Raw genomic sequence first — 19850 nt, 5'->3', positions numbered from 1 at the left:
TAGACGCTTTGAGAAGGCAAGTGTGCCTTCTATTTTTTTGTAACTTTTAGTGCATCCAATCTTTTTTTCATATATTTTTTATTTTCTTCGACATTATCATACATCAAAGATATTAAAAGTATATCCATAACTGTTAGGTAAAGAATTCTTGCATTTAAGGATTCTGTTCCGTGTTCGGATTCTATTGATGGCAAAATCATAGCCTCATCTGAGATTTTTACCATTTCAGATTTTGGATTTCCTGTAAGGGCAATAATTTTTGCCTTATTTTTTTTTGCAACTTTTGAAACTTCTATCACCTCAAGAGTTCTTCCTGAATGTGAAAATACAAAAATACAGTCGTTTTGGTCCATCTTTGTGCAAGCACTTAGTTGCATATGGGAATCCGAAATATAATTTACCATATATTTTGTTCTCAAAAATTTATGATATGAATCGTAAGCTATGGTTGCTGATCCTCCCATGCCAAAAAAGTGAATTTTTTTGGATTTTTTTATCAAATTCAAACAAGATTCAAAAGGAATATTTTTAATATCTTCTTTTAGCGTATACATTGATTGGATATTAAACGCCATAATTTTGTTGGCTATTTCATCAGGGCTGTCATTTTCATTTACACTTGTTATAGCTGTAAGTAGCGAATCGTCAGAATTTTTATTTATATTTGTAGCTAAGTTTAATTGAAAATCTTTATAGCCTTTAAAGCCAAGTTTTTTTATAAATTTAAAGATTGATGCTGTGGAGCTTTCTGTTTCTTCAGCAACATTTGATATAGTTTTATTTAATATTTCATCATCTAATTTTAAAAAATATTCTGCATAAAAATTTTCCGTTTTTGTAAAGGTACTTTTTTTAGACAAAATAATTCTTTCTAAATATCGGTTCAAAACATCCTCCAATCTATTCTTACTAATATTATACATAAATTTGTAAAAATGAATAGAAATTTTTATTTGCAAAATTTTTTTATTTTTTTATTGTTTGACAAGTAAAAATTTTTTTCGTATAATTTATTTAAATAATGAACTGCAGATAGCCTTACAATTTTTTGAAAAAATATTTTTTTAAATCATTTGAAAAGGTTATCAAAAAAAAGAAAGGAGTTTATATGAAAATAGGTTTTTTGGGACTTGGAAAAATGGGTTACAACATAGCCTTAAATGCCATCGACAATAATTTTGAAGTAATTGGCTATGATGTAGATGAAAATGTAAGAAAAAAAGCAAGCAAAGATTTTAAAATAGCAAATTCTATCGATGAACTTATAGAAAAATTAGATGATGTAAAATTTATTTTATTGAGTTTGCCTGCAGGAAAAATCACTGATGACATGATTTTTCTTTTAAAAGAAAAACTTAGTAAAGACGACATTGTAATTGATACTGGAAATACTAATTACAAAAAAACTTTAGAGCATTACGAAATTTTAAAGGAAAAAAATATTGGTTTTCTTGATTGTGGAACTTCTGGCGGAATGAGCGGCGCTAGAAACGGCGCTTGTCTTATGGTTGGAGGAGAAAAAAAATATTACGATCAAGTAAAAGATTTTTTTGAAGCAATTTCTTGTGAAGATGGACTTTTATATACAGGACCTGCTGGTTCTGGTCATTATTTAAAAATGATTCACAATGGAATTGAATATGGAATGATGCAAGCTATCGGCGAAGGCTTTGCCGTTTTGGAAGCTAGCGAATTTGATTATGATTATGAAGATGTTTCAAAAGTTTGGAATCACGGATCTGTAATTAGGTCTTGGCTAATTGAACTTGCCCAAGAAGGCTTTGCCAAAGATCCAAAACTTGATTCACATTCTGGCGTTATAAATGCAAATGGAGAATGTAAATGGACAGTTGAAGAAGCACTAAGACTTGACGTTCCTGTTCCAGTTATTTCTAATTCTTTGTTTGTAAGAAATACAAGTAAAATAAATGTTGATGATAATTTTTCTAATAAAGTTGTAGCTCAACTAAGAAATGGTTTTGGCGGACACGATCTTGTAAAAAAGGATAAATAAAATGAAAATTGCTATTGTAAATTCTAGTAGTTTTGGAAAAATTTTCCCAGACCATATAAAAAAACTAGAAAAAATTGGACAAGTAGATCGCTTTGAAGTCGACCAAAATATAGATGGAAAATCTCTAGGTCAAATGCTAAAAGGCTACCAATATATAATAGCGAGCGTTACACCATTTTTTGATAAAGAATTTTTTGAAAATGTAGATGATTTAAGACTTATCTCAAGGCATGGAATTGGCTACAACAATGTAGATTTAACTTGTGCAAAAGAAAAAGGAGTAATTGTTTCTATTGTTCCTTCTTTAGTAGAAAGAGATTCAGTTTCAGAAAATAATATTACAAATCTATTGGCTTTGATGAGAATGACTATAAATTCTTCCAAAAAAGTAAGAGATGATAAGTGGGAAATGAGAGCAAATTTTGTAGGAAATTCTCTCTACCACAAAATTGTTGGCGTAATCGGCGTTGGGAATACTGGAAGCCAAGTTGCAAGAACACTTAGAGAAGGTTTTCAATGTAGAGTATTAGGCTATGACCCTTACAAAGACAAATTAGAGCTAGAACAATTCGGCGTAGAAAAAGTTGATTTTGAAACACTTTTAAAAAAATCTGATGTTATTTGTTTATGCGCAAATTTAACCAAAGAAAATTATCACATGATAAATAAAAATACAATATCAAAAATGAAAAATGGAGTTTATATATCAAATACCGCAAGAGGCGCTCTAATTGATGAAAAAGATATGATTGAAGCTTTAAAAAATAAAAAAGTAAAAGCTCTTGCAACAGACGTTATGGAAGTTGAGCCTGCAAGATATAATCATCCCTACTTGCAATTTGATAATGTAATAATCACACCTCACACATCAGCCTACACAAAAGAATGTTTGTATGCAATGGGAGAAAGTTGTGTAAATGATGTTTATAATGTGCACAATAAAAAACTTCCAAAAAGATGTGTGCAAAAAGAAAGTCCCTTTGTGGAATAAAAATTTTTTAAAAATTTAGGAGGAAAAAATGGAGACCTTATCTGTAGCAAAAAGTTTATTAATAGCTTTGTGGGTTGCAGGCGTTATGTCACGTTGGCTATTGGGTGGCGCATCTTTAACATTAAGATTTTCGCCATTAATGACAGGCCTTGTTGTAGGAATTGTTATGGGAAGAGTTGCTGATGCAATGATAGTAACAGCAAGTTTGCAATTAATATATATGGGAGTATTTTCTCCAGGTGGCTCAATGCCATCAGAGCCAGCCGTTGCAGCTGCAATAGCAGTTCCAGTTGCCCTATTAGGAAATTTAACACCAGAAGCATCAATTGCCATTGCCGTTCCAGTTGGATTTTTGGGATCATATCTTTACCAATTTAGATTTTTCCTAAATACCTTTATAGGCAAAAAAACTGACGTCGCAATTGATAAAATGGACGAAAAAGCAATCAAAAGATCAATAATAACATATCCAACTATAGCATCTTTTGTTTTATTTGTTCCATTAATCTTTGTAGCTTTATATTTTGGCGCACCAGTAATCGCTGATGTTGTAGCAAAACTTGAAGGAACAGTATTTTTACACATACTAGATGTAGTCGGCGGAGGACTTGCAGCAATCGGTATTGCGACAACAATTTATGTAATAGGCAGGAAAGATTATTTGTTATTTTTCCTATTAGCATATTTTTTAAGCGTAATCTTAAAAGATATGAATGTAAATATGTTAGTTTATGCAATTTTAGGAACAATAATTTCAATTTTGGCAGTAGGAAATAAAAATCAAGCCAAAGAAGATAAAGAAGTAAAAACAGAAACTTCAAGCGAACGTGAATTGACATTTGAAGAAGAAGATGACTTTTAGTAGGAGGTTTTAAAATGCAAGATATAAAAAAAGACGAAATGGCTCCAGAAGAATTAGAGCTAAAAGATGTTAGAAAAGCATATTTAAGATGGCATTTCGCAAACGAAATTCCTCACACTTTTGAAAGATATTTGGCACCTTCCCTCTTATATGCAATGATGCCAGTTTTGAAAAAATTATATAAAAGCAAAGAAGATTTGAAAAAAGCTTACAAAAGACAATTGTTATTCTTCAACACACAACTTACTTGGGGCGGTGGAATAATCACAGGTCTTATGTCATCAATGGAACAAGAAAGAGCCCTTCAAGAATATAACAACGAAGAAATAACAATGACCGATGATTTGATGTATAATACAAAAGCAGGACTAATGGGAGCTCTTGCAGGAATCGGCGATGCAATTGATTCAGGAACAATCCAATATATTTTTATAGCAATAGCAATTTCTTGGGCACAAGCAGGATCCCCAATGGGAGCTTTGTTTCCATTCGTAGGATTTTCCTTATACCAAGTTTTTATCGGAAGATTTTTTGCAAAACAAGGATTTGTTTTAGGTAAAAACGCATCAAGTTTATTAAAAAGCACAGGAGTTCAAAACGCAATAAATATTTTATCAGCCTTGGGACTTTTTATGATGGGAATTTTGGCAGCAAATTATGTAAAAGTAAGCTCAGCATTAAAATTTACAATTTCAGGAAAAGAATTTGTTTTCCAAGAGCTTTTAGATAAAGTATTACCAGGAGCTTTGCCATTAGTAACAGTTCTTGGCGTATATGTTTTTTATTTGAAAAAAGGTTTAAAAGTTACTCAAGCTTTATTAGGTTTAACAATAATTTTAGCAGTATTAGCAGGAATAGGAATATTATAAAATGGGAAAAGTAGTATTAGGTAGAGTTGACGAAAGATTAATTCACGGACAAGTAATGATTACCCTATCGCAAAAAGACGGAGTAAATTCAATTTTTGTAGTAGATGATGTCGTTTACAACGAAACTTTTATGAAAGATTTATACAAAAGTGCTGGAAATAGAACAGGAAAGAAAACAATAGTTCTAAATGAGCAAAGGGCTTTCTACTATTGGGACAAATATAAATTTAAAGATTATAATTGTATCCTAGTTGCAAAAAGCATAGATGTATTTTATAAATTAATCAAACACGGCGTTGAAGTTTGCGAATTAAACGTTGGAGGAATAGCAAAAAAAGACGAAAATGATTTGTTAGTTACAAAATCAGTTTATCTTAACAAAGAAGATGCCAAAAAATTAAAAGAGTTAAGAGAAGATTATAAAATAGACAATATTTATTTTCAAGCAACCCCATCAGCACCAAAATCAAGTTTAGACGAAGTTTTAAAAAATTTTGGTTTATAAATCATTTAAGCTCCCCTTGAATTAAGAAAGGATAAAAAATGATAGGAATACTAATTGTAAGTCACGGAAAACTTGCACAAGGATTTAAAAGTTCAGCAGAAATTATTTTTGGGCAAGCAGAAAACATAGATTATCTAGGTTTATATCCAGAAGATGACATAAATAATTTCAACGAAAAAATAAAAGAAAAAATAATAAATTTAGACAAAGGCGATGGAGTAATTGTCTTTACAGATTTAATTTCAGCATCCCCTTATACCCAAAGCCAAATTGCCATATCAAAATTAGAAAATAATGAAAAAATATCATTAATAGGAAATTTAAATTTCCAAATGCTAATTCAAGCAATAAATGGACAAGTCTTAGAAGAAAACATAGACCAAGTTGTAAAAAATATCCTAAAAATCACAAAACAAGAAGTCTTAGAATGGAAATATGAAAATATACAAATAGAAAACCCAGATGAAGATGATGATTTTTAGATAAAAATTTTTTTCCCTTATAAATCGTGCTAGAAAATATCTCTAGCACGATTTTTTTATTTTAAAATTAGATTTAAAAATACCAAGGCTAATATTTTTAACCTTGGTATTTTAATTTAATATTTTCTGATAGTTAATAATTAATTTTAGGCTTATTATTGGGAATTAAATTTATTTGATTAATTCTAGTGGTGAATCTACTTTTTCTTCTACTTTTTCACCTTTTAGATATTTGATTGCTGTTTCTAAAGCTATTTTTCCCATTTCTTTTGGTTTTTGTGCAACTGTTGCTGACATTGAGCCCTCTTTTACAGCATTTATTGCGTCTTCATTTCCGTCAAATCCAACTACAACAATATCTTTTCCGCTAGCTTTTATTGCTTCTATTGCTCCCAATGCCATTTCATCATTTTGACAAAATACTGCTTTTACATCTGGTTGAGCTTGAAGTAAATTTTCCATTACTGTCATTCCTTCTGCTCTATCAAAGTTTGCAGTTTGGCTTGCTAATAGATTTATTTTTCCATCTGTAGCTTTTTTAAATCCTTCTCCTCTTTCACGAGTAGAGCTTGCTCCAGGAATTCCTTCTAATTGAATAACTTCTGCATTTTCTCCAATTTTTTCAAGAATAAATTCGCCTGCAAGTTTACCACCTTCTACGTTATTACTTGCAATTAAACTTACAATTTCTCCCTCATCAGAATTTCTATCAACGCATATTACAGGTATATTTGCTTCGTTAGCTTTTTTTACTGATGTTGAAATTGCTGTTGAATCTACTGGATTAATTATAATCAAATCAACTTTTTGTGTTATAAGATCTTCTACTTGGTTGTTTTGTGTTGAAGAATCATTTTGTGCATCTGTTATAATTGTTTTTGCATTTGCATCTTTTGCTGCCTCTTCAACGCCTTCTCTTATTGATACAAAAAATGGATTGTTTAAAGTTGATAAAGAAACTCCAATTTTATATTCGCCATCTTTGGCTTTTGTTTCTTCTTTTGCATTACTAGATGCATTATCATTTTTATCTTGTCCTTCAACGCTACAAGCTGTGAATGTAAACATAGCTATAGCTAAAACTGCCAATATTCTTCTAAATTTTTTCATATTTTTCTCCTATTTATTTCTCTTTCTGTCTATTAGAACTGCTATTAATATTACAATTCCTTTTACTATTTGTTGATAGAAACTTGAAACTCCCAATAAATTTAGTCCGTTATTAAGGACTCCTAAAATTAAAATTCCTATTAATGTTCCTGTTAATGATCCACTTCCACCTGTCATACTTGTTCCACCCAAAACTACTGCTGCTATAGCATCCATTTCATAGGCTGAACCTGCTGTTGGTTGAGCAGAATTTAATCTTGATGTAAGTACAAGGCCAGATATAACTGCCATCAAGGCACTTATTACATATACAAATGTTTTTGATTTTGCTATATTAATTCCTGAAATAAAACTTGCTTTTTCATTTCCTCCAACGGCAAATATTTTTCTACCATAAGAAGTTTTATTTAAAATCATCCAAAGTATTATATAAACAATAATAAATAAAATAACTTGGAAAGGAATTCCTAAAACTTGTCCCTTTCCTAAAAATTGGAAAGCAAAGTCATCTCTAGGTCCTGCTATTGGTCTACCGTCCATAAAAACTAAAGTAAGTCCTCTAAATATTGTCATAGTTGCAAGTGTTACTATAAATGGTGCAAGTTTTCCTTTTGTAATCAACAAACCATTTATTAGCCCCAAAATAATAGCTAATAAAATAGCTACAAGTATAGCAAGAATTGTATTTGTTCCATTTTGCAAAAGCCCTGCAAAAATTGCTGAGCTTAAGGCAAGAGTTGAACCAACTGAAAGATCAATTCCTCCTGTTAAAATTACAAAAGTCATTCCTAATGCCACAAAACCATTTATGATTAATTGGCGCATTAAATTTAACAAGTTGCTAACTTGCAAAAATGCTGGATTAAGTACGCTCACAAAACATATCAAAATAAGTAAGGCAACTATTGTCCCTAAATTTTGATTTTCTTTAAATCGATTTTTTATATTACTCATAACCTTCCTCCTGTTGCAAGGGTCATTATTTTTTCTTGGCTAGCATCTTTCTTTAAAAGTTCTCCTTGTATTTTTCCTTCATGAATTACATAAATTCTATTTGATAAACTTATAAGCTCTGGCAAATCGCTTGATATAAGTATAATTGAAACTCCCTTATTAGTAAGTTCTTTTATTAAATCATAAATTTCTCTTTTTGCCCCTACATCAACGCCCTTGGTTGGCTCATCAAGGATTAATATTTCTGGTCCAATCGCATACCATTTTGCAAAAACTACTTTTTGTTGATTACCTCCAGATAAATCGCTAATTTTGCTTTCTGATGATTGGGTCTTAACTTTAAAACTATCTACCAAATTATCTGAAAGATTTTTTTCTTTTGCTTTATCTATAAAAGAATTTTTTGAAAATTTGTCAAAATTTAACAGAGAAATATTTTCTCTAATTGATTCATCAAGAATCAATCCTTCTTCTTGCCTATTTTCTGTTACAAAGCCAATTTTATTTTTTATTGCATCTGCTGGATTTTTTATTTCTATTTTTTTACCATCTACAAATACTTCTCCACTATCTTTAGGATCAAGTCCAAATACTGATCTCATAATTTCTGTTCTTCCTGCTCCCATAAGTCCAGAAATACCAAGGACTTCTCCTTTTTTTGCTTTTATATTTATATCTTTAAAAAATCCTTCTCTATTAAAATTTTTAAGCTCTATCTTTACATCAGAAATTTCAGCATCCATTTCAGGATAAAAATCTCCAATATCACGACCTACCATATAAGAAACAACTTCTCTTTCATCAGTCTTATTAGTATCCATTACTGATACAGATTTTCCATCTCTCATTACTGTAATCTTATTAGTTAATGAAAAAATTTCTTCCATTCTATGAGAAATATATATCATAGAAACATTTTTATCTCTTAGTCTTTTTATTAGATTAAATAATTTGTCAATTTCATTATTTGTAAGTGCAGATGTTGGCTCATCAAGAATTAGAACATTTACTTTATTTAAGTTAGCCTTTGCTATTTCCATCATCTGTCTTTGCCCAACTGAAAGTTCAGAAACTTTTGTTTTTGGATTTATATCTAAATCAAATCTTTCAAGAAGTTCTATACATTTTTTTCTCATTTTTGCCTTATCAAGAAAAATTCCATTTTTTATTTCATTATTCATAAAGATATTATCCATAACAGTAAGCTCTGGCCAATCAGATAATTCTTGGTGGATAAAACTTATTCCATATTTTTTGGCTACATTTGTATCACTTATGTCAACTTCTTTGCCATCAATTAAAATTTCTCCCTTATCTTTAGATAAAACTCCTGACAAAATATTCATCAAAGTAGATTTTCCTGCTCCATTTTCTCCTACCAAAGCATGAATTTCTCCATCATTTAAGGTAAAATCCACTCCTTTTAGAACATCATTTTTACCAAAAGACTTGTAAATATCTTTCATTTCAATTTTCATAAAATCCTCCTAAAAGATATTCTTTGACCTTAAAATTATATTTGAATAAGGTGTATTTTCTCCAGTCCTTATAACAAATTTAACGTCTTTTAATTTTTTCTTAAATTCTTCATGAGATATATATTCGCATTCAATATCTGGCAAAAGTTTTTTAATATTTTCTTCTTGACTTGGATTTTTTTCTTTGATTTCTTTTGCCAAATAATAATATTCGCAACCAAAATCACTAAGCAGAATTTCTAAAACATCTATAAACTTAGGTTCGCCAAGTTTAAGTGCTAAGTCAATCTTTTTGTCAGAATCAATTGGAAGACCACAATCTCCAACAGCTATTAAGTCTGTGTGTCCCAAATCAGAAAGTCTTTTTGAAATTTCGCTATTTAATATTCCTTTTTCTTTCATACATTCTTCCTTTCAAATTCTTTTACATCACAAAGGCTTGGAATAGATATGCTAGCCCCGCTTTTTGTTACAGAAAGAGCTGACGCTAGGCTTGCAAATTTCAAACAATCCCTTACATTTTTTCCTTGATAAAAATAAGATACGAAAAATCCTGTAAAAGTATCACCAGCTCCTGTACTATCAACCGATTGAACTTTTATGCCTTCTTGTTTGATTTTCTCATTCTTATTTACAAAAATTGAGCCTTTACTTCCAAGTGTTACAATCAAATTTATATTTGGATAAGTTGTTGTAAAATAATCAATGCTCTCATCCACACTATTTTTATTTGCTATATTCTTTGCCTCTATTTCATTTACCAAAAGCAAATCTATTTTATTAAAATCAAATTCTTTTATCTCATCTGTGATTGGAGAAGGATTTAAGACTATTTTCATTCCCTTTTCATAAGCCTTATCTATCAAATATTTCATAGAGCTTATTTCATTTTGCAAAAGCAAAATATCATCTTTAGAAAAATCATTTAAAACTTCATCTATAAATTTTTTGTCATTATCAAAATTTGCTCCCTTGTAGAGAACTATAGAATTTTCTCCCTTATCATCGACTTGAATAATCGCATTTCCAGTTAATTTGTCAGATTTTTTTATATACTTTGTATTTATATTCTCACTTTTTAAATAATCAACAAGAAAAATACCATCATCTCCTACGCTTCCTGCGTGATATACATTTTCAAAACTTTTGCTAAGAGCAACAGATTGATTAAGTCCCTTTCCACCTGGTCTTTTTTCAATGCTTTTTGCACTTATAGTTTCTCCTGGCTTTACAATATTTTCTACTCTAAAAAATATATCAATATTTAAAGAACCAAAATTTAGTATTTTCATTATTTTTTACCTACACTTTCTCCACAAGCCACAAAAGGCTCTACCATAACTTTTTTATTATTTTTTCTTCCATTTATCAAATCATCCGCCATTTCAATAGAAGATTTTGCTATCATTTCCAAATTTTGGTCAATTGATGTTAATTTGGGACTAATCAAATTATTTAAAAATAAATTATCATAACTTATCAAAGAAATATCTCTTGGAACTTTTATTTTGTTTTCATCAAAATATTTCAAAAGTCCGTATGAAGACATATCAGCAAAAGAAAAAATAGCATCAACTTTTTTTTCTAAAAAAATTTTTCCAGCCTTGTAACCACCTTCATAAGAATAATCCCCATGAATTATATTTGAAGAATCAATATAAATATCATTATTCATAGCAGCTTTTATGGCACCAGATAATCTTCTTGAAGAATTTGCAGTAGACCTTGGACCTATTAAAATCCCAATATTTTTAAATCCTCTATCAATTAAATATTGCATGCCCAAAAATCCACCTTTTTCATTATTTCCAGTAACTATGTGAGTTTTTCTATCATCAAAATCAACCTCATCCAAAAAAATAATATTATTTTTTCTTACTAGCTCGTCGTCTAAATCTTTCATATTTCTATCAACTAGCAAAGATGCTCCAATAACATTGCTAGTAATCATATTAATAAATTCTTGCTTTTTAATATTTTTATTATTAGTATTGTGAATGTACAAAAAATAAGAATATTTTTCTGCATAATAGGTAAGATTTTTAACTAACAAAGAAAAAAATGGATTGGAAATATCTGGAATAAGAGCCATAATCACATTGCTTTTTTTACTAGCAAGAGCTTTGGCAAAATTATTTGGATTATAACTAAGAGTATTTGCCGCTTCAATTACTTTTTTTCTAGTTGCATCCGATATTTTGTTGTTAGTATTATTCAAAACCATAGAAACTGTAGTAATAGATACTCCAGCAAGTTTTGCTACATCTTTTATATTCGCCATATCGACCTCGTTAAAACGTTTTAATTAATTACAATATATTCTTTTCTCATATCTTTGTCAATAGATTTTTTTCAAAATATAAAAAATATGAAAATATTTAGCAAATAATTCTATAAATATCTCACAAATTATAAATTTTTTCTTTTGCTTTTTAAAATATTTTTATGCTTTAATTAAAACAAAATTATACTTTTGCACGAATTTAAAAATAAAAAATCGCACTGATAAAGTTTTTTCTTTATCAACGCGATTTGTGTAAATAATTTTAATTTTTATTTGGAAAAAACATCTGAAATTACTTCTTTTATATTTTTCATTTCTTTTATTTCTAAATTTTTGTATTCTTTTTTATCTATTGAACATTTTCCTATATAGGCTTTTTTGTAGCCTAGTCTTTCTAGCTCTTTTAGTCTGGATTTTATTTGCGGAACTTTTTTAAGCTCTCCTGTAAGCCCTACTTCTGCTATAAAAACTGTTTTGTTATCGACTGGTTTTTTTAAATATGATGAGGCGATTGAAATCATTATGGCAAGATTTACTGATTGCTCCCTAATTTTTAGTCCGCCTGTTGCTTTTATTATTACATTTTCGTCAAATAGATTAATTCCTGCTCTTTCTTGTAAAATTGAAATTAAAGTATTTAAGTCATCTTTTCTTAAACTATCGCCGATTCTTTGGGGATAGGGCATAAATGATTTTGAAACCAAGGATTCTATTTCAATTTCCAAAAGCCTGCTTCCTTCTTTCATCACAGAAATTGCTGATCCTTCAATTCCCGAATCTCTTTCTGTAATAAAATATTCTGATGGATTTGTAATTTCGATTAGGCCTTCTTCTTGCATGGAAAATAATCCGACTTCGCCCGTTGGTCCAAATCTATTTTTTGTACTTGTCAAAAGCCTAAGGTCATCTTCGCTTTCTCCATCTAAAACTAAAACCGTATCAACCAAATGCTCCAAGGTTCTAAGCCCTGCCATTTCTCCTGATTTATTCATGTGACCAACCATAATAAAGGCTCTTTTTTTCTCAGGATTTTTGGCAAGGTCAACGCATTTATTTGCACATTCAATGGTTTGGGTAGGAGAACCTTGTTTGTTATCAAATTCGTTTAGAAAAAATGTTTGAATTGAATCTAAAATTACAATATCAGCATCTTTTTTCTTTATTTCAATTTCTGCAAGATCCATTGAATTTGTTGATAAAATCCAAATATTTTGTGAAATCTCTCCAATAATCCTATCAGCTCTCGCCTTAATTTGGGATTCACTTTCTTCGCCCGAAACATACATTACCTTAAATCCATCCTTGGCATAAGACGAAGACAATTGCAAAAGCAAAGTAGATTTTCCAGCTCCAGGTCTTGCTGTCAAAATTGAAACAGAATCTCTTACAAGTCCTCCGCCAATCGCCCTATCAAATTCGTCAAAAGAAGATTTTATTCTTTCGGACTCATCAAGTTTTACTTCTTTTAATAGCCTTGCCTCATTTTCAAAATCAAGGGAATTTTCTTTTGATGATGTCCTTTCGTTTTTTATAGTTTTTTCAATCAAAGTTCCCCATTTGCCACAATCTGGGCATTGACCTGCCCAAACATTTTGAATATGACCGCAATTTTTACATTCAAAAGCTCTTTTAAGCTTTGCCATTAATATCTCCTAAGACATAATTTACAGAAAATTGCTCGCAAGCTTTTTTTGGATCTTCCTTATAAATTTTTTCAAATTTATCTTTCAAAGTTTCCTTTTCATCAATTAATTTTTCAATACAAGAAAGATAAGTTTTTTCATTTTCATCAAGTCCGTCTTTTGCAAGAGAAATAAAATATTTTATCCATTCGCAAATAGTTTTTCCCTCATATTTTGCATCAAAGCCGTGCTCTTTTGCATCCATTTTTAATTTTTGACAAGAATCATAAGTCATATTTTTAAAATCTTCTCTCAATTTATTTAGATTTTCTTCATTATAAAATAAACCCTTGATTAAGGCTGGGAAAGAAAGATTGTATGGATAAGAAACTGCATCAGGCATCCTAATTTCTATATATTTTTTAACCCTAACATCAGGAAAAACTATAGAAAGAGCGTGAAAAATCATCTCATCAGAAAAATCTTTATCCATTATTTTTTCAAATTTTGTATCTCCCTTATAAACATCTTGTCCGTCTTCATGAACAAAAATTATATCAGTGTTTAAAATTTTTTCTGCATATTTTTCGTAAGACATATCCTCATCAAAGGCAAAATCATAAACGCCCGTCCTATTTTTGTCACAATATTCCCAAATTTCTTGGCGAAGATTTTTATTTTCATAAGGCTTTCCTTGGAAAATATAGGCGTTATCATAAAGTTTGTACATAAAAGGAGAAAGAGCATTTGCCACAAAAAATTTCTTTTTAAAATCTTTTTCAGAGGAAAAATCTATGGCAGATTGAACACTTGCAGTTCCTCTCATCATATTTAAAGCATATTTTCCACCAAATTCAGTAAAATATTTTTGCATATATTTATACCTATCTTTTGGAATAATATTCAAATCCATTATTTTTGATTTTGGATGATAGCCCAAAGTTTCAAGATATTGATTTTTTTCATCAAAAATCGGAACAATTTCTCCCATAATTTTTTTATAAGACTTATCCAAATCATTTATATTTTTTTTAGCATCAATTGCAAGTTCAAATTGACCAGCAGGTTCAAGATTTACAGCAATATCTTCTTTTCTAAGTCCAAGAATATATCCATCTTCCTCATTTGTCACAGAAAAACCCATATCCTTTAAATCTTTCAAAGTACTGCCCACGCCCTTTTCCCCAAAATAATCATAAGAAAAAAGCTCATCTTTATCTATAACAAAATGCTCCATTTCTAGACCAATTTTAAAATTTTCCTTTTGACTTTCGCCAGATTTTATATATTCAACAATTTTATCTTTTTTTTCTTGATAATTCACAACATCCTCCAATTACTAGACATTTTCCTACTTTTAATATACCCTTTTTACTTTAATAATAAATTTGCTTATATTTAACTTAATAATTTATATCAAAAACAAAATAATTTAAAATATTTTATCTTTTTCTTATAAATGTATATAATATAATTAAGAAAATTTAAAAATACTTACGCGATTATATTTAATAAAAATATAATTTAAATAGTAAAAAAGGAGGAGATATGAAAAAGAAATTAGCCCTAATTTTTACTATGGTTTTAATCTTTTCATCTTGTAGCGAAAAAATTATAAAAAATAATCAAAAAGAACCTGAAACAAAAAGCCAAACAAAAGAAACTCAAAAATTAGAAGAAGATAATTCAAACGAAAAAGTTTCTCAAAAAACAGAAAAAGACAATGTAGATAAAAAAATCGCAAAAGATAAGACAGACCAAAACGAAAATCAAAAAACAAATACTACCAATAATCAAAATAATTCAGAAAATAAAACTCAAACTGTACCAGTGCCTAGCCAAAAAAAATCTTATTTGACATTTACAAATCCTGACTTATCAGACAATTCTAATAATTATCCTGAAGTTTTAAATGATTTAAATGGAAAGGAATTTCGATTTTCATCTGGGGCTGGTGGTTGGTGGACTATATTAAATTTTTCAGAAAATGGCAATTTTACAGGTGTCTATAAAGATTATGATGCTGATACTGTAGCTGTTTGTGAATTTAATGGAAAATTTTCAATTGATTCAAAAGTAGATGAAACTTCCTATACTTTAAAACTTGATAGAGCAGAAATAAATAGTCCAATAAATACTGAAGAAATTCAAAATATTGATGGACAAGATATGGCAGTAAGATATGTTGATATTCCTTACGGATTTGAAGCAAGTGAAGAAAAAATTCATTCTTTCCAAGATAAATTCACCTTATATCTTCCTTTAAGAAAAAGATCAGAAATGAGCGATGATGTAAACTACTGGTTAGATATAACTATTAATCCATTTATAGAAAAAGATATAAGTAGAGTTTACATACTTGTAAACGAAATAAATCAATTTCCTTTCAGAGAACAAATAAAATAATGAAAGCATATTATAAAAAAAATAAATTTATTTTTGAAATTGAATATAATGAAAAAATTGAAAAAATTGCTTTGGTTGATGAAGAAAAGTCTGGCAAAAAATCTTTTGTTTCAAATTTTGCTTTTGAAGAAATTTCTTCCTTTCTTGATGGGAATTTAAAAAAATTTTCTTTTGAAATAAATCCTCAAGGGACAGATTTTCAAAAAAAAGTTTGGAGAGAAATTGAAAAAATTCCTTATGGAAATACTATAACATACAAAGAAATTGGCGAAAATTTAAATTCTAAGGCCTACCAAGCTATTGGCTCTGCTTGTGGGAAAAATCCGATTTTATTAAGAATTCCCTGCCACAGAGTTGTAGGAAAAAATAATTTGGGCGGATTCTTTTATGGACTTGATTTGAAAAAATATTTGTTAGAACTTGAAAAAATAAAATATAAATGAATTGTAATAGGAATTTTTCTTAGGAAATTTTAATAGCTTAGGCTTTTTAAAATTTCCTAAGATTTTTTTCTTTTAATATTTTATAATTTTTTCAAAAAATTTATTTAATACTTGGCTCTATCATATTATAGCAATCTCTGATTTTCCCAATTTTTTTCAATTTTTCAAACATTTCCAAAACATCTTTTGATTCAAAAAGTCTTTTTTCAAATGACTTGTAGTCTTTATTTTCAAAAATTTTCTTAAAATATTCAAATTCATAAAAATACAAATCTTTTTCTTTTTTTATATCAATAATTTCAAGCCTTCCATCTGAAAAACATTCAATTTTTTCTGCCTCTTGAATATTTCCCAAAACTTTTATATAGCCTTCTTCGCCTTGGATTATTATAAAATTTTCGCTTTTTGTATCTTTGGCATTGGTAAATGACACAGAAAAATCCCCATAAGAAATTAAACCTTGTCCTGAAATATCAACGCCGTATGGATTTATATTTCCAAAATATGAATAATCTTTTCCTTTTCCAAAAAGTTCATAAATCAAATGCAAATTATAAATTCCAAGATCTGCCAAGGCTCCTGCCGAAAATTCGCTTTTAAAAATATTTTCAACAATTCCTTCTTTATATTTATCAAATCTTGATGAATATTGGGAATAATTAATCATACAAGTGGAAATTTTTCCGATTTTTCCCAAAAGATTTTTTAAAAGCTCAAGGCTTGGCAAATATTTTATAGAAATTGCCTCAAACAAAAACAAATTTCTTTCTTTTGAAATTTTTATTAAATCATCTAGCTCTTTTGTATTTGTAAAAAATGGCTTTTCACAAATCACATTTTTATTTGCCAAAAGACACATTTTCGCCTGCTTATAATGCAAAGAATTTGGGCTTGCTATATAAACAAAATCAATTTTTGGATCTTCAAGCATTCTTTCAAGATCATCAAATGATTTTTCTGCCCCAAATTTTTCTTTCAAATAATCCGCCTTTTCAATAGACCTAGAATATGCCCCATAATAATTGTATCCGTCCATTTTTACTACAGTTTTTAAAATATTTTCAACTATAAAGTTTGATCCAATTGTTGCAAAATTAATCATATAACCCCCTATTTTTTACCCTAATATAAAAAATAATTATAGAAATAAAATAACAAAAAATAAATAAATATATCAAAGAAAGTCTTTCAAAGACTAAAGTTATTAATAAATCAATAAAAAAAGATGGAAGAAATGATTTAATATAGCCTTTGCCTATATATTTATCTCCAATCATTGATTTTGGATGTTCAGTAAATATAGGCTTATTATAAAATAACAAAACTATATTCTCACTTGCCAATGTAGCAAGAATTAAAATTATAATGTCAAAAAAATCTTTGATACCTACTAATTTATATTTTAACAAAAAACTAAGCAGAAAAACTAAAATTACCAGCATACTTGTAAGAAAAATTGCAAATAAATTTTTACTTAAAATATATGATAGGATATTATTTTTATTTAGTTTTTTCTTATCCTCAAAATAAATTTCGTCCGAAAGACAAGCCTCTCTAAAAATAAGGGAGGTCAAAATAGAAATAAAAAAATAAAATAAAAATATTAGACCTCCTCCATTTATCAACAATTTCAAAGATAGATATACCATAGCTAAAATTGTAAAAATAATAAATATTAATTTTTCATCAAAATATTTTTTGAATGTATCTTTTAAGAACATATAGCCTCCCGATAAATTTCTACCCAAAATTTGGGTAGATAAATACAAGGAGGTACTATGAAATATTTTTTATTGATCGGCTTATTAGTATGGATTATTTTTATCAAATCCATACAAAATAAAATAATTACTAAGACCATGTTTTTACCAATATATTATTTTATTTGCCTAGGACTTTTTTTGATTTTATTTTTGATAATTTACAAATTTTCTTTTACTTTTCTAGATTTTTCCATAATTTTCTTGATAAGCTTTGGTTTTTTCTTATCCTTAAAAAGTCAAGGAGTTAGCAAAAATTCTATTATTATTTTTGAAAAATTTCCTGTTTTCCCAAAATTTATAAAGTTTAAAGACATAAAAAATATAGAAACTATAGAAAATTCAAAACATCCAAAGTGTAGAATTTGGGCTTATGGAAATTTTTATGATTTTTACTTTAAAGATTACACATATATAGTGATTTTTAAAAATATTTTTGAAAATTACATAGATCATAAAATTTAATCTAGTATATGATTAAAAATCTTAAATTTAAAGCCTAGGTAAAATAAGTTAGCATTATACAAAATATAATTCAGAGCGTAGACAAAGTAAGTTTAGTAATTTATTAGTAATTCAAAATAAAATTAGGAAAAAAACCATCTCAACTAGATAAATGGGCATTGATTTTGCACATTTATTCCTAAAACTAGTTTGATAACACAGAAAAGTTTGCAAAGCAAAGGTGTTTTAGCGTGAGTGAAACGAAGGCATGGAGAAATCACATGAGATTTCTTCGCTCGTTCCACTAGATCAAAATAGGCAATTTTTTTACTTTGTCAACAATCTGCACTATACAAAATATAATTTTATTTTACATAAGATATAAATATCTAATAAAATTTATAAATTTCAACTATGTAAAATAAAAAGATTAGTTCAAATTTTAAAATTTTTCTATTATTGCCTCGACATTATCAATTCAAATAAAACAAATTTATGTGATCAGAATCCTTATATTTAAATGAATAATTTTTTACAACAGACATTTATTTTTACATTTTACACTAATCAGTTAATAAAAAACTTTTATAATTTTTAGTTTTAAACATAAGCTCAACATTTATTTTCATAATGATTTTACAAGTTTCATTTTTCCAAATATCAAATTTAAAATATAAGTTTTAAAGATTTAATAATAGAAAAAATTTTTATAGCTTAGATTTTAAAGTTTATCCATATTCTTATTGATTTCATTGGTTTTTTATATTTTCGTAGAGAAGTTTCTTCATCCATTTATTTTAAATTTTTAGAAAATTTTAATTGATAATGCAAATCATTCTTGACATTTGTTTTTTTTATTGTTATCATTTATTTGTCGATAGTTAATTAACTAAAAATACAAATTTATAAATTAAATAATAAGGAGAATGAAATGAAAAATAAAAAATCACTTAGTTTAGTTGCCCTTTTATCTTTGGGACTTATGTTGACAGCTTGTCAAAAGGATCCAAAAAATGATGAGCCTTCTAGTACAAATGTTTCTCAAGAAATGAAAAAAGATGATGCTTCTAATAAAAGCAATGATTCTTCTGATGCTGATAAGGAAAAATCTAGCGAAGTAAGCCTTGCTGATTGGGAAGGTGAATGGAATAATATGGGCGGATATCTTGACAAAGATGAAGTTCAAAGTGCTTTTAAAACCTTAGCTGAAAAAGAAAAAGTTGATGAAAAAGAAGCTAAGGAAAATTATTTAAAGAAAAGAAAATGTGATTTTGGTGGTCTTGAAATAAAAGATAATAAAATAAAATTCTTAAAAGATTTTCCAGATAAAAAAGGTGACGTTATCAGTGAGAGCGAATATAAATATGTTGGAAAAGAAGAAGTTGAACATGGTGGCCATAAATTAGAATGGGATATTTTTGAAGCTAAAAATGATGATGCACCTTATAAATTTATTCTTATGATGCCAATTCATGGAGAAGAAAGTCTAACACATTTCCACATGAGATATGGTGATGACAAGGATAAATTATTAAAAGATGAAAGTTGGTTCCCTACTTTTGTAAAACCAAACACAACTGATGCACAAATAATTGATGAAATTACTGAATAATTTATGTGGGTTGA

Annotated in this window: 21 protein-coding genes; 10 read left to right on the top strand and 11 right to left on the bottom strand. The window is 28.3% G+C overall.

The window, feature by feature from the left end; genetic code table 11:
* Positions 1-29: 29 nt before the first annotated feature.
* Positions 30-887: a MurR/RpiR family transcriptional regulator gene (locus tag HMPREF0078_RS08280; RefSeq protein WP_039920669.1), complete on the bottom strand. Its 858-nt coding sequence runs from the start codon at positions 885-887 to the stop codon at positions 30-32.
* A 221-nt stretch (positions 888-1108) separates the two neighbouring features.
* Between HMPREF0078_RS08280 and gnd the strand changes: the two genes are divergently transcribed.
* From gnd to HMPREF0078_RS08250, 6 genes are read left to right on the top strand one after another with little or no spacing between them, the layout of a single operon-like run.
* Positions 1109-2014, top strand: a complete 906-nt coding sequence (gnd, locus tag HMPREF0078_RS08275; RefSeq protein ID WP_039920667.1) for a phosphogluconate dehydrogenase (NAD(+)-dependent, decarboxylating) — start codon at positions 1109-1111, stop codon at positions 2012-2014.
* A 1-nt stretch (position 2015) separates the two neighbouring features.
* Complete coding sequence (locus HMPREF0078_RS08270; protein WP_004839728.1) at positions 2016-3005, top strand: D-isomer specific 2-hydroxyacid dehydrogenase family protein; 990 nt, start codon at positions 2016-2018, stop codon at positions 3003-3005.
* A 28-nt stretch (positions 3006-3033) separates the two neighbouring features.
* Positions 3034-3867, top strand: coding sequence for a PTS mannose/fructose/sorbose/N-acetylgalactosamine transporter subunit IIC (locus HMPREF0078_RS08265; protein WP_004839726.1), 834 nt, complete (start codon positions 3034-3036; stop codon positions 3865-3867).
* 14 nt (positions 3868-3881) lie between these two features.
* Entirely contained in the window at positions 3882-4736 is an 855-nt protein-coding gene (locus tag HMPREF0078_RS08260; RefSeq protein WP_004839725.1) for a PTS system mannose/fructose/sorbose family transporter subunit IID, read from the top strand.
* A gap of 1 nt (position 4737) precedes the next feature.
* Complete coding sequence (locus HMPREF0078_RS08255) at positions 4738-5241, top strand: PTS system mannose/fructose/N-acetylgalactosamine-transporter subunit IIB (protein WP_004839723.1); 504 nt, start codon at positions 4738-4740, stop codon at positions 5239-5241.
* 38 nt (positions 5242-5279) lie between these two features.
* The gene (locus HMPREF0078_RS08250) at positions 5280-5723 is read left to right on the top strand and encodes a PTS sugar transporter subunit IIA (protein ID WP_004839721.1); all 444 of its coding nucleotides are present in this window, start codon (positions 5280-5282) and stop codon (positions 5721-5723) included.
* A 171-nt stretch (positions 5724-5894) separates the two neighbouring features.
* Here the strand turns inward: HMPREF0078_RS08250 and rbsB are convergent, their stop codons facing one another.
* From rbsB to HMPREF0078_RS08210, 8 genes are all read right to left on the bottom strand, one after another.
* Complete coding sequence (gene rbsB / locus HMPREF0078_RS08245) at positions 5895-6833, bottom strand: ribose ABC transporter substrate-binding protein RbsB (protein WP_004839719.1); 939 nt, start codon at positions 6831-6833, stop codon at positions 5895-5897.
* Between the two features lie 9 nt (positions 6834-6842).
* Positions 6843-7787 (bottom strand): ABC transporter permease, encoded by a 945-nt coding sequence (locus HMPREF0078_RS08240; protein WP_004839717.1) that lies wholly within the window; start codon positions 7785-7787, stop codon positions 6843-6845.
* On the bottom strand, positions 7784-9265 hold the full coding sequence (locus HMPREF0078_RS08235; protein WP_004839715.1) for a sugar ABC transporter ATP-binding protein: 1482 nt from the start codon (positions 9263-9265) through the stop codon (positions 7784-7786). The genes HMPREF0078_RS08240 and HMPREF0078_RS08235 overlap by 4 nt, the downstream gene beginning before the upstream one ends.
* A 9-nt stretch (positions 9266-9274) precedes the next feature.
* Positions 9275-9667 (bottom strand): D-ribose pyranase, encoded by a 393-nt coding sequence (gene rbsD / locus HMPREF0078_RS08230; RefSeq protein ID WP_004839714.1) that lies wholly within the window; start codon positions 9665-9667, stop codon positions 9275-9277.
* A complete protein-coding gene (locus HMPREF0078_RS08225; RefSeq protein ID WP_004839712.1) occupies positions 9664-10557 on the bottom strand; it encodes a ribokinase in 894 nt (297 codons plus the stop codon). The genes rbsD and HMPREF0078_RS08225 overlap by 4 nt, the downstream gene beginning before the upstream one ends.
* On the bottom strand, positions 10557-11546 hold the full coding sequence (locus tag HMPREF0078_RS08220) for a LacI family DNA-binding transcriptional regulator (protein WP_004839711.1): 990 nt from the start codon (positions 11544-11546) through the stop codon (positions 10557-10559). Before HMPREF0078_RS08220 ends, HMPREF0078_RS08225 begins: the two co-directional genes overlap by 1 nt.
* Positions 11547-11818: 272 nt before the next feature.
* Entirely contained in the window at positions 11819-13192 is a 1374-nt protein-coding gene (gene radA / locus HMPREF0078_RS08215; protein ID WP_004839710.1) for a DNA repair protein RadA, read from the bottom strand.
* Complete coding sequence (locus HMPREF0078_RS08210; RefSeq protein WP_039920663.1) at positions 13179-14495, bottom strand: glutamate-cysteine ligase family protein; 1317 nt, start codon at positions 14493-14495, stop codon at positions 13179-13181. The genes radA and HMPREF0078_RS08210 overlap by 14 nt, the downstream gene beginning before the upstream one ends.
* A 224-nt stretch (positions 14496-14719) precedes the next feature.
* Between HMPREF0078_RS08210 and HMPREF0078_RS08205 the strand changes: the two genes are divergently transcribed.
* Together HMPREF0078_RS08205 and HMPREF0078_RS08200 are read left to right on the top strand one after the other, a co-directional pair.
* On the top strand, positions 14720-15577 hold the full coding sequence (locus tag HMPREF0078_RS08205; RefSeq protein WP_004839707.1) for a hypothetical protein: 858 nt from the start codon (positions 14720-14722) through the stop codon (positions 15575-15577).
* Positions 15577-16020 carry a methylated-DNA--[protein]-cysteine S-methyltransferase gene (locus HMPREF0078_RS08200; protein WP_004839705.1) on the top strand — a complete coding sequence of 148 codons (444 nt, stop codon included), beginning with the start codon at positions 15577-15579 and terminating at the stop codon, positions 16018-16020. The genes HMPREF0078_RS08205 and HMPREF0078_RS08200 overlap by 1 nt, the downstream gene beginning before the upstream one ends.
* 100 nt (positions 16021-16120) lie before the next feature.
* Here the strand turns inward: HMPREF0078_RS08200 and HMPREF0078_RS08195 are convergent, their stop codons facing one another.
* Both HMPREF0078_RS08195 and HMPREF0078_RS08190 read right to left on the bottom strand, forming a co-directional pair.
* Entirely contained in the window at positions 16121-17122 is a 1002-nt protein-coding gene (locus HMPREF0078_RS08195) for a Gfo/Idh/MocA family protein (protein ID WP_004839702.1), read from the bottom strand.
* Entirely contained in the window at positions 17115-17741 is a 627-nt protein-coding gene (locus HMPREF0078_RS08190; RefSeq protein ID WP_004839701.1) for a hypothetical protein, read from the bottom strand. Before HMPREF0078_RS08190 ends, HMPREF0078_RS08195 begins: the two co-directional genes overlap by 8 nt.
* A 57-nt stretch (positions 17742-17798) precedes the next feature.
* On the opposite strand from HMPREF0078_RS08190, the gene HMPREF0078_RS08185 reads away from it, so the two are divergent.
* Positions 17799-18245 (top strand): hypothetical protein, encoded by a 447-nt coding sequence (locus HMPREF0078_RS08185; protein ID WP_004839700.1) that lies wholly within the window; start codon positions 17799-17801, stop codon positions 18243-18245.
* Between the two features lie 910 nt (positions 18246-19155).
* Positions 19156-19836: a ZinT/AdcA family metal-binding protein gene (locus HMPREF0078_RS08180; RefSeq protein ID WP_004839699.1), complete on the top strand. Its 681-nt coding sequence runs from the start codon at positions 19156-19158 to the stop codon at positions 19834-19836.
* Positions 19837-19850: the final 14 nt, after the last annotated feature.

This window comes from Anaerococcus vaginalis ATCC 51170 (genome assembly GCF_000163295.1).
GTDB classification, from domain to species: domain Bacteria; phylum Bacillota; class Clostridia; order Tissierellales; family Peptoniphilaceae; genus Anaerococcus; species Anaerococcus vaginalis.
This window is presented reverse-complemented; position numbering and strand designations above follow the sequence as displayed.

Coding starts and splice junctions, on each gene's coding strand:
- HMPREF0078_RS08225 (WP_004839712.1), bottom strand. CDS start 10,557: ATGAAAATACTAAATTTTGGTTCTTTAAATATTGATATATTTTTTAGA.
- rbsB (WP_004839719.1), bottom strand. CDS start 6,833: ATGAAAAAATTTAGAAGAATATTGGCAGTTTTAGCTATAGCTATGTTT.
- radA (WP_004839710.1), bottom strand. CDS start 13,192: ATGGCAAAGCTTAAAAGAGCTTTTGAATGTAAAAATTGCGGTCATATT.
- HMPREF0078_RS08265 (WP_004839726.1), top strand. CDS start 3,034: ATGGAGACCTTATCTGTAGCAAAAAGTTTATTAATAGCTTTGTGGGTT.
- HMPREF0078_RS08200 (WP_004839705.1), top strand. CDS start 15,577: ATGAAAGCATATTATAAAAAAAATAAATTTATTTTTGAAATTGAATAT.
- HMPREF0078_RS08180 (WP_004839699.1), top strand. CDS start 19,156: ATGAAAAATAAAAAATCACTTAGTTTAGTTGCCCTTTTATCTTTGGGA.
- HMPREF0078_RS08235 (WP_004839715.1), bottom strand. CDS start 9,265: ATGAAAATTGAAATGAAAGATATTTACAAGTCTTTTGGTAAAAATGAT.
- HMPREF0078_RS08255 (WP_004839723.1), top strand. CDS start 4,738: ATGGGAAAAGTAGTATTAGGTAGAGTTGACGAAAGATTAATTCACGGA.
- HMPREF0078_RS08220 (WP_004839711.1), bottom strand. CDS start 11,546: ATGGCGAATATAAAAGATGTAGCAAAACTTGCTGGAGTATCTATTACT.
- HMPREF0078_RS08185 (WP_004839700.1), top strand. CDS start 17,799: ATGAAATATTTTTTATTGATCGGCTTATTAGTATGGATTATTTTTATC.
- HMPREF0078_RS08205 (WP_004839707.1), top strand. CDS start 14,720: ATGAAAAAGAAATTAGCCCTAATTTTTACTATGGTTTTAATCTTTTCA.
- HMPREF0078_RS08240 (WP_004839717.1), bottom strand. CDS start 7,787: ATGAGTAATATAAAAAATCGATTTAAAGAAAATCAAAATTTAGGGACA.
- gnd (WP_039920667.1), top strand. CDS start 1,109: ATGAAAATAGGTTTTTTGGGACTTGGAAAAATGGGTTACAACATAGCC.
- rbsD (WP_004839714.1), bottom strand. CDS start 9,667: ATGAAAGAAAAAGGAATATTAAATAGCGAAATTTCAAAAAGACTTTCT.
- HMPREF0078_RS08270 (WP_004839728.1), top strand. CDS start 2,016: ATGAAAATTGCTATTGTAAATTCTAGTAGTTTTGGAAAAATTTTCCCA.
- HMPREF0078_RS08190 (WP_004839701.1), bottom strand. CDS start 17,741: ATGTTCTTAAAAGATACATTCAAAAAATATTTTGATGAAAAATTAATA.
- HMPREF0078_RS08250 (WP_004839721.1), top strand. CDS start 5,280: ATGATAGGAATACTAATTGTAAGTCACGGAAAACTTGCACAAGGATTT.
- HMPREF0078_RS08195 (WP_004839702.1), bottom strand. CDS start 17,122: ATGATTAATTTTGCAACAATTGGATCAAACTTTATAGTTGAAAATATT.
- HMPREF0078_RS08260 (WP_004839725.1), top strand. CDS start 3,882: ATGCAAGATATAAAAAAAGACGAAATGGCTCCAGAAGAATTAGAGCTA.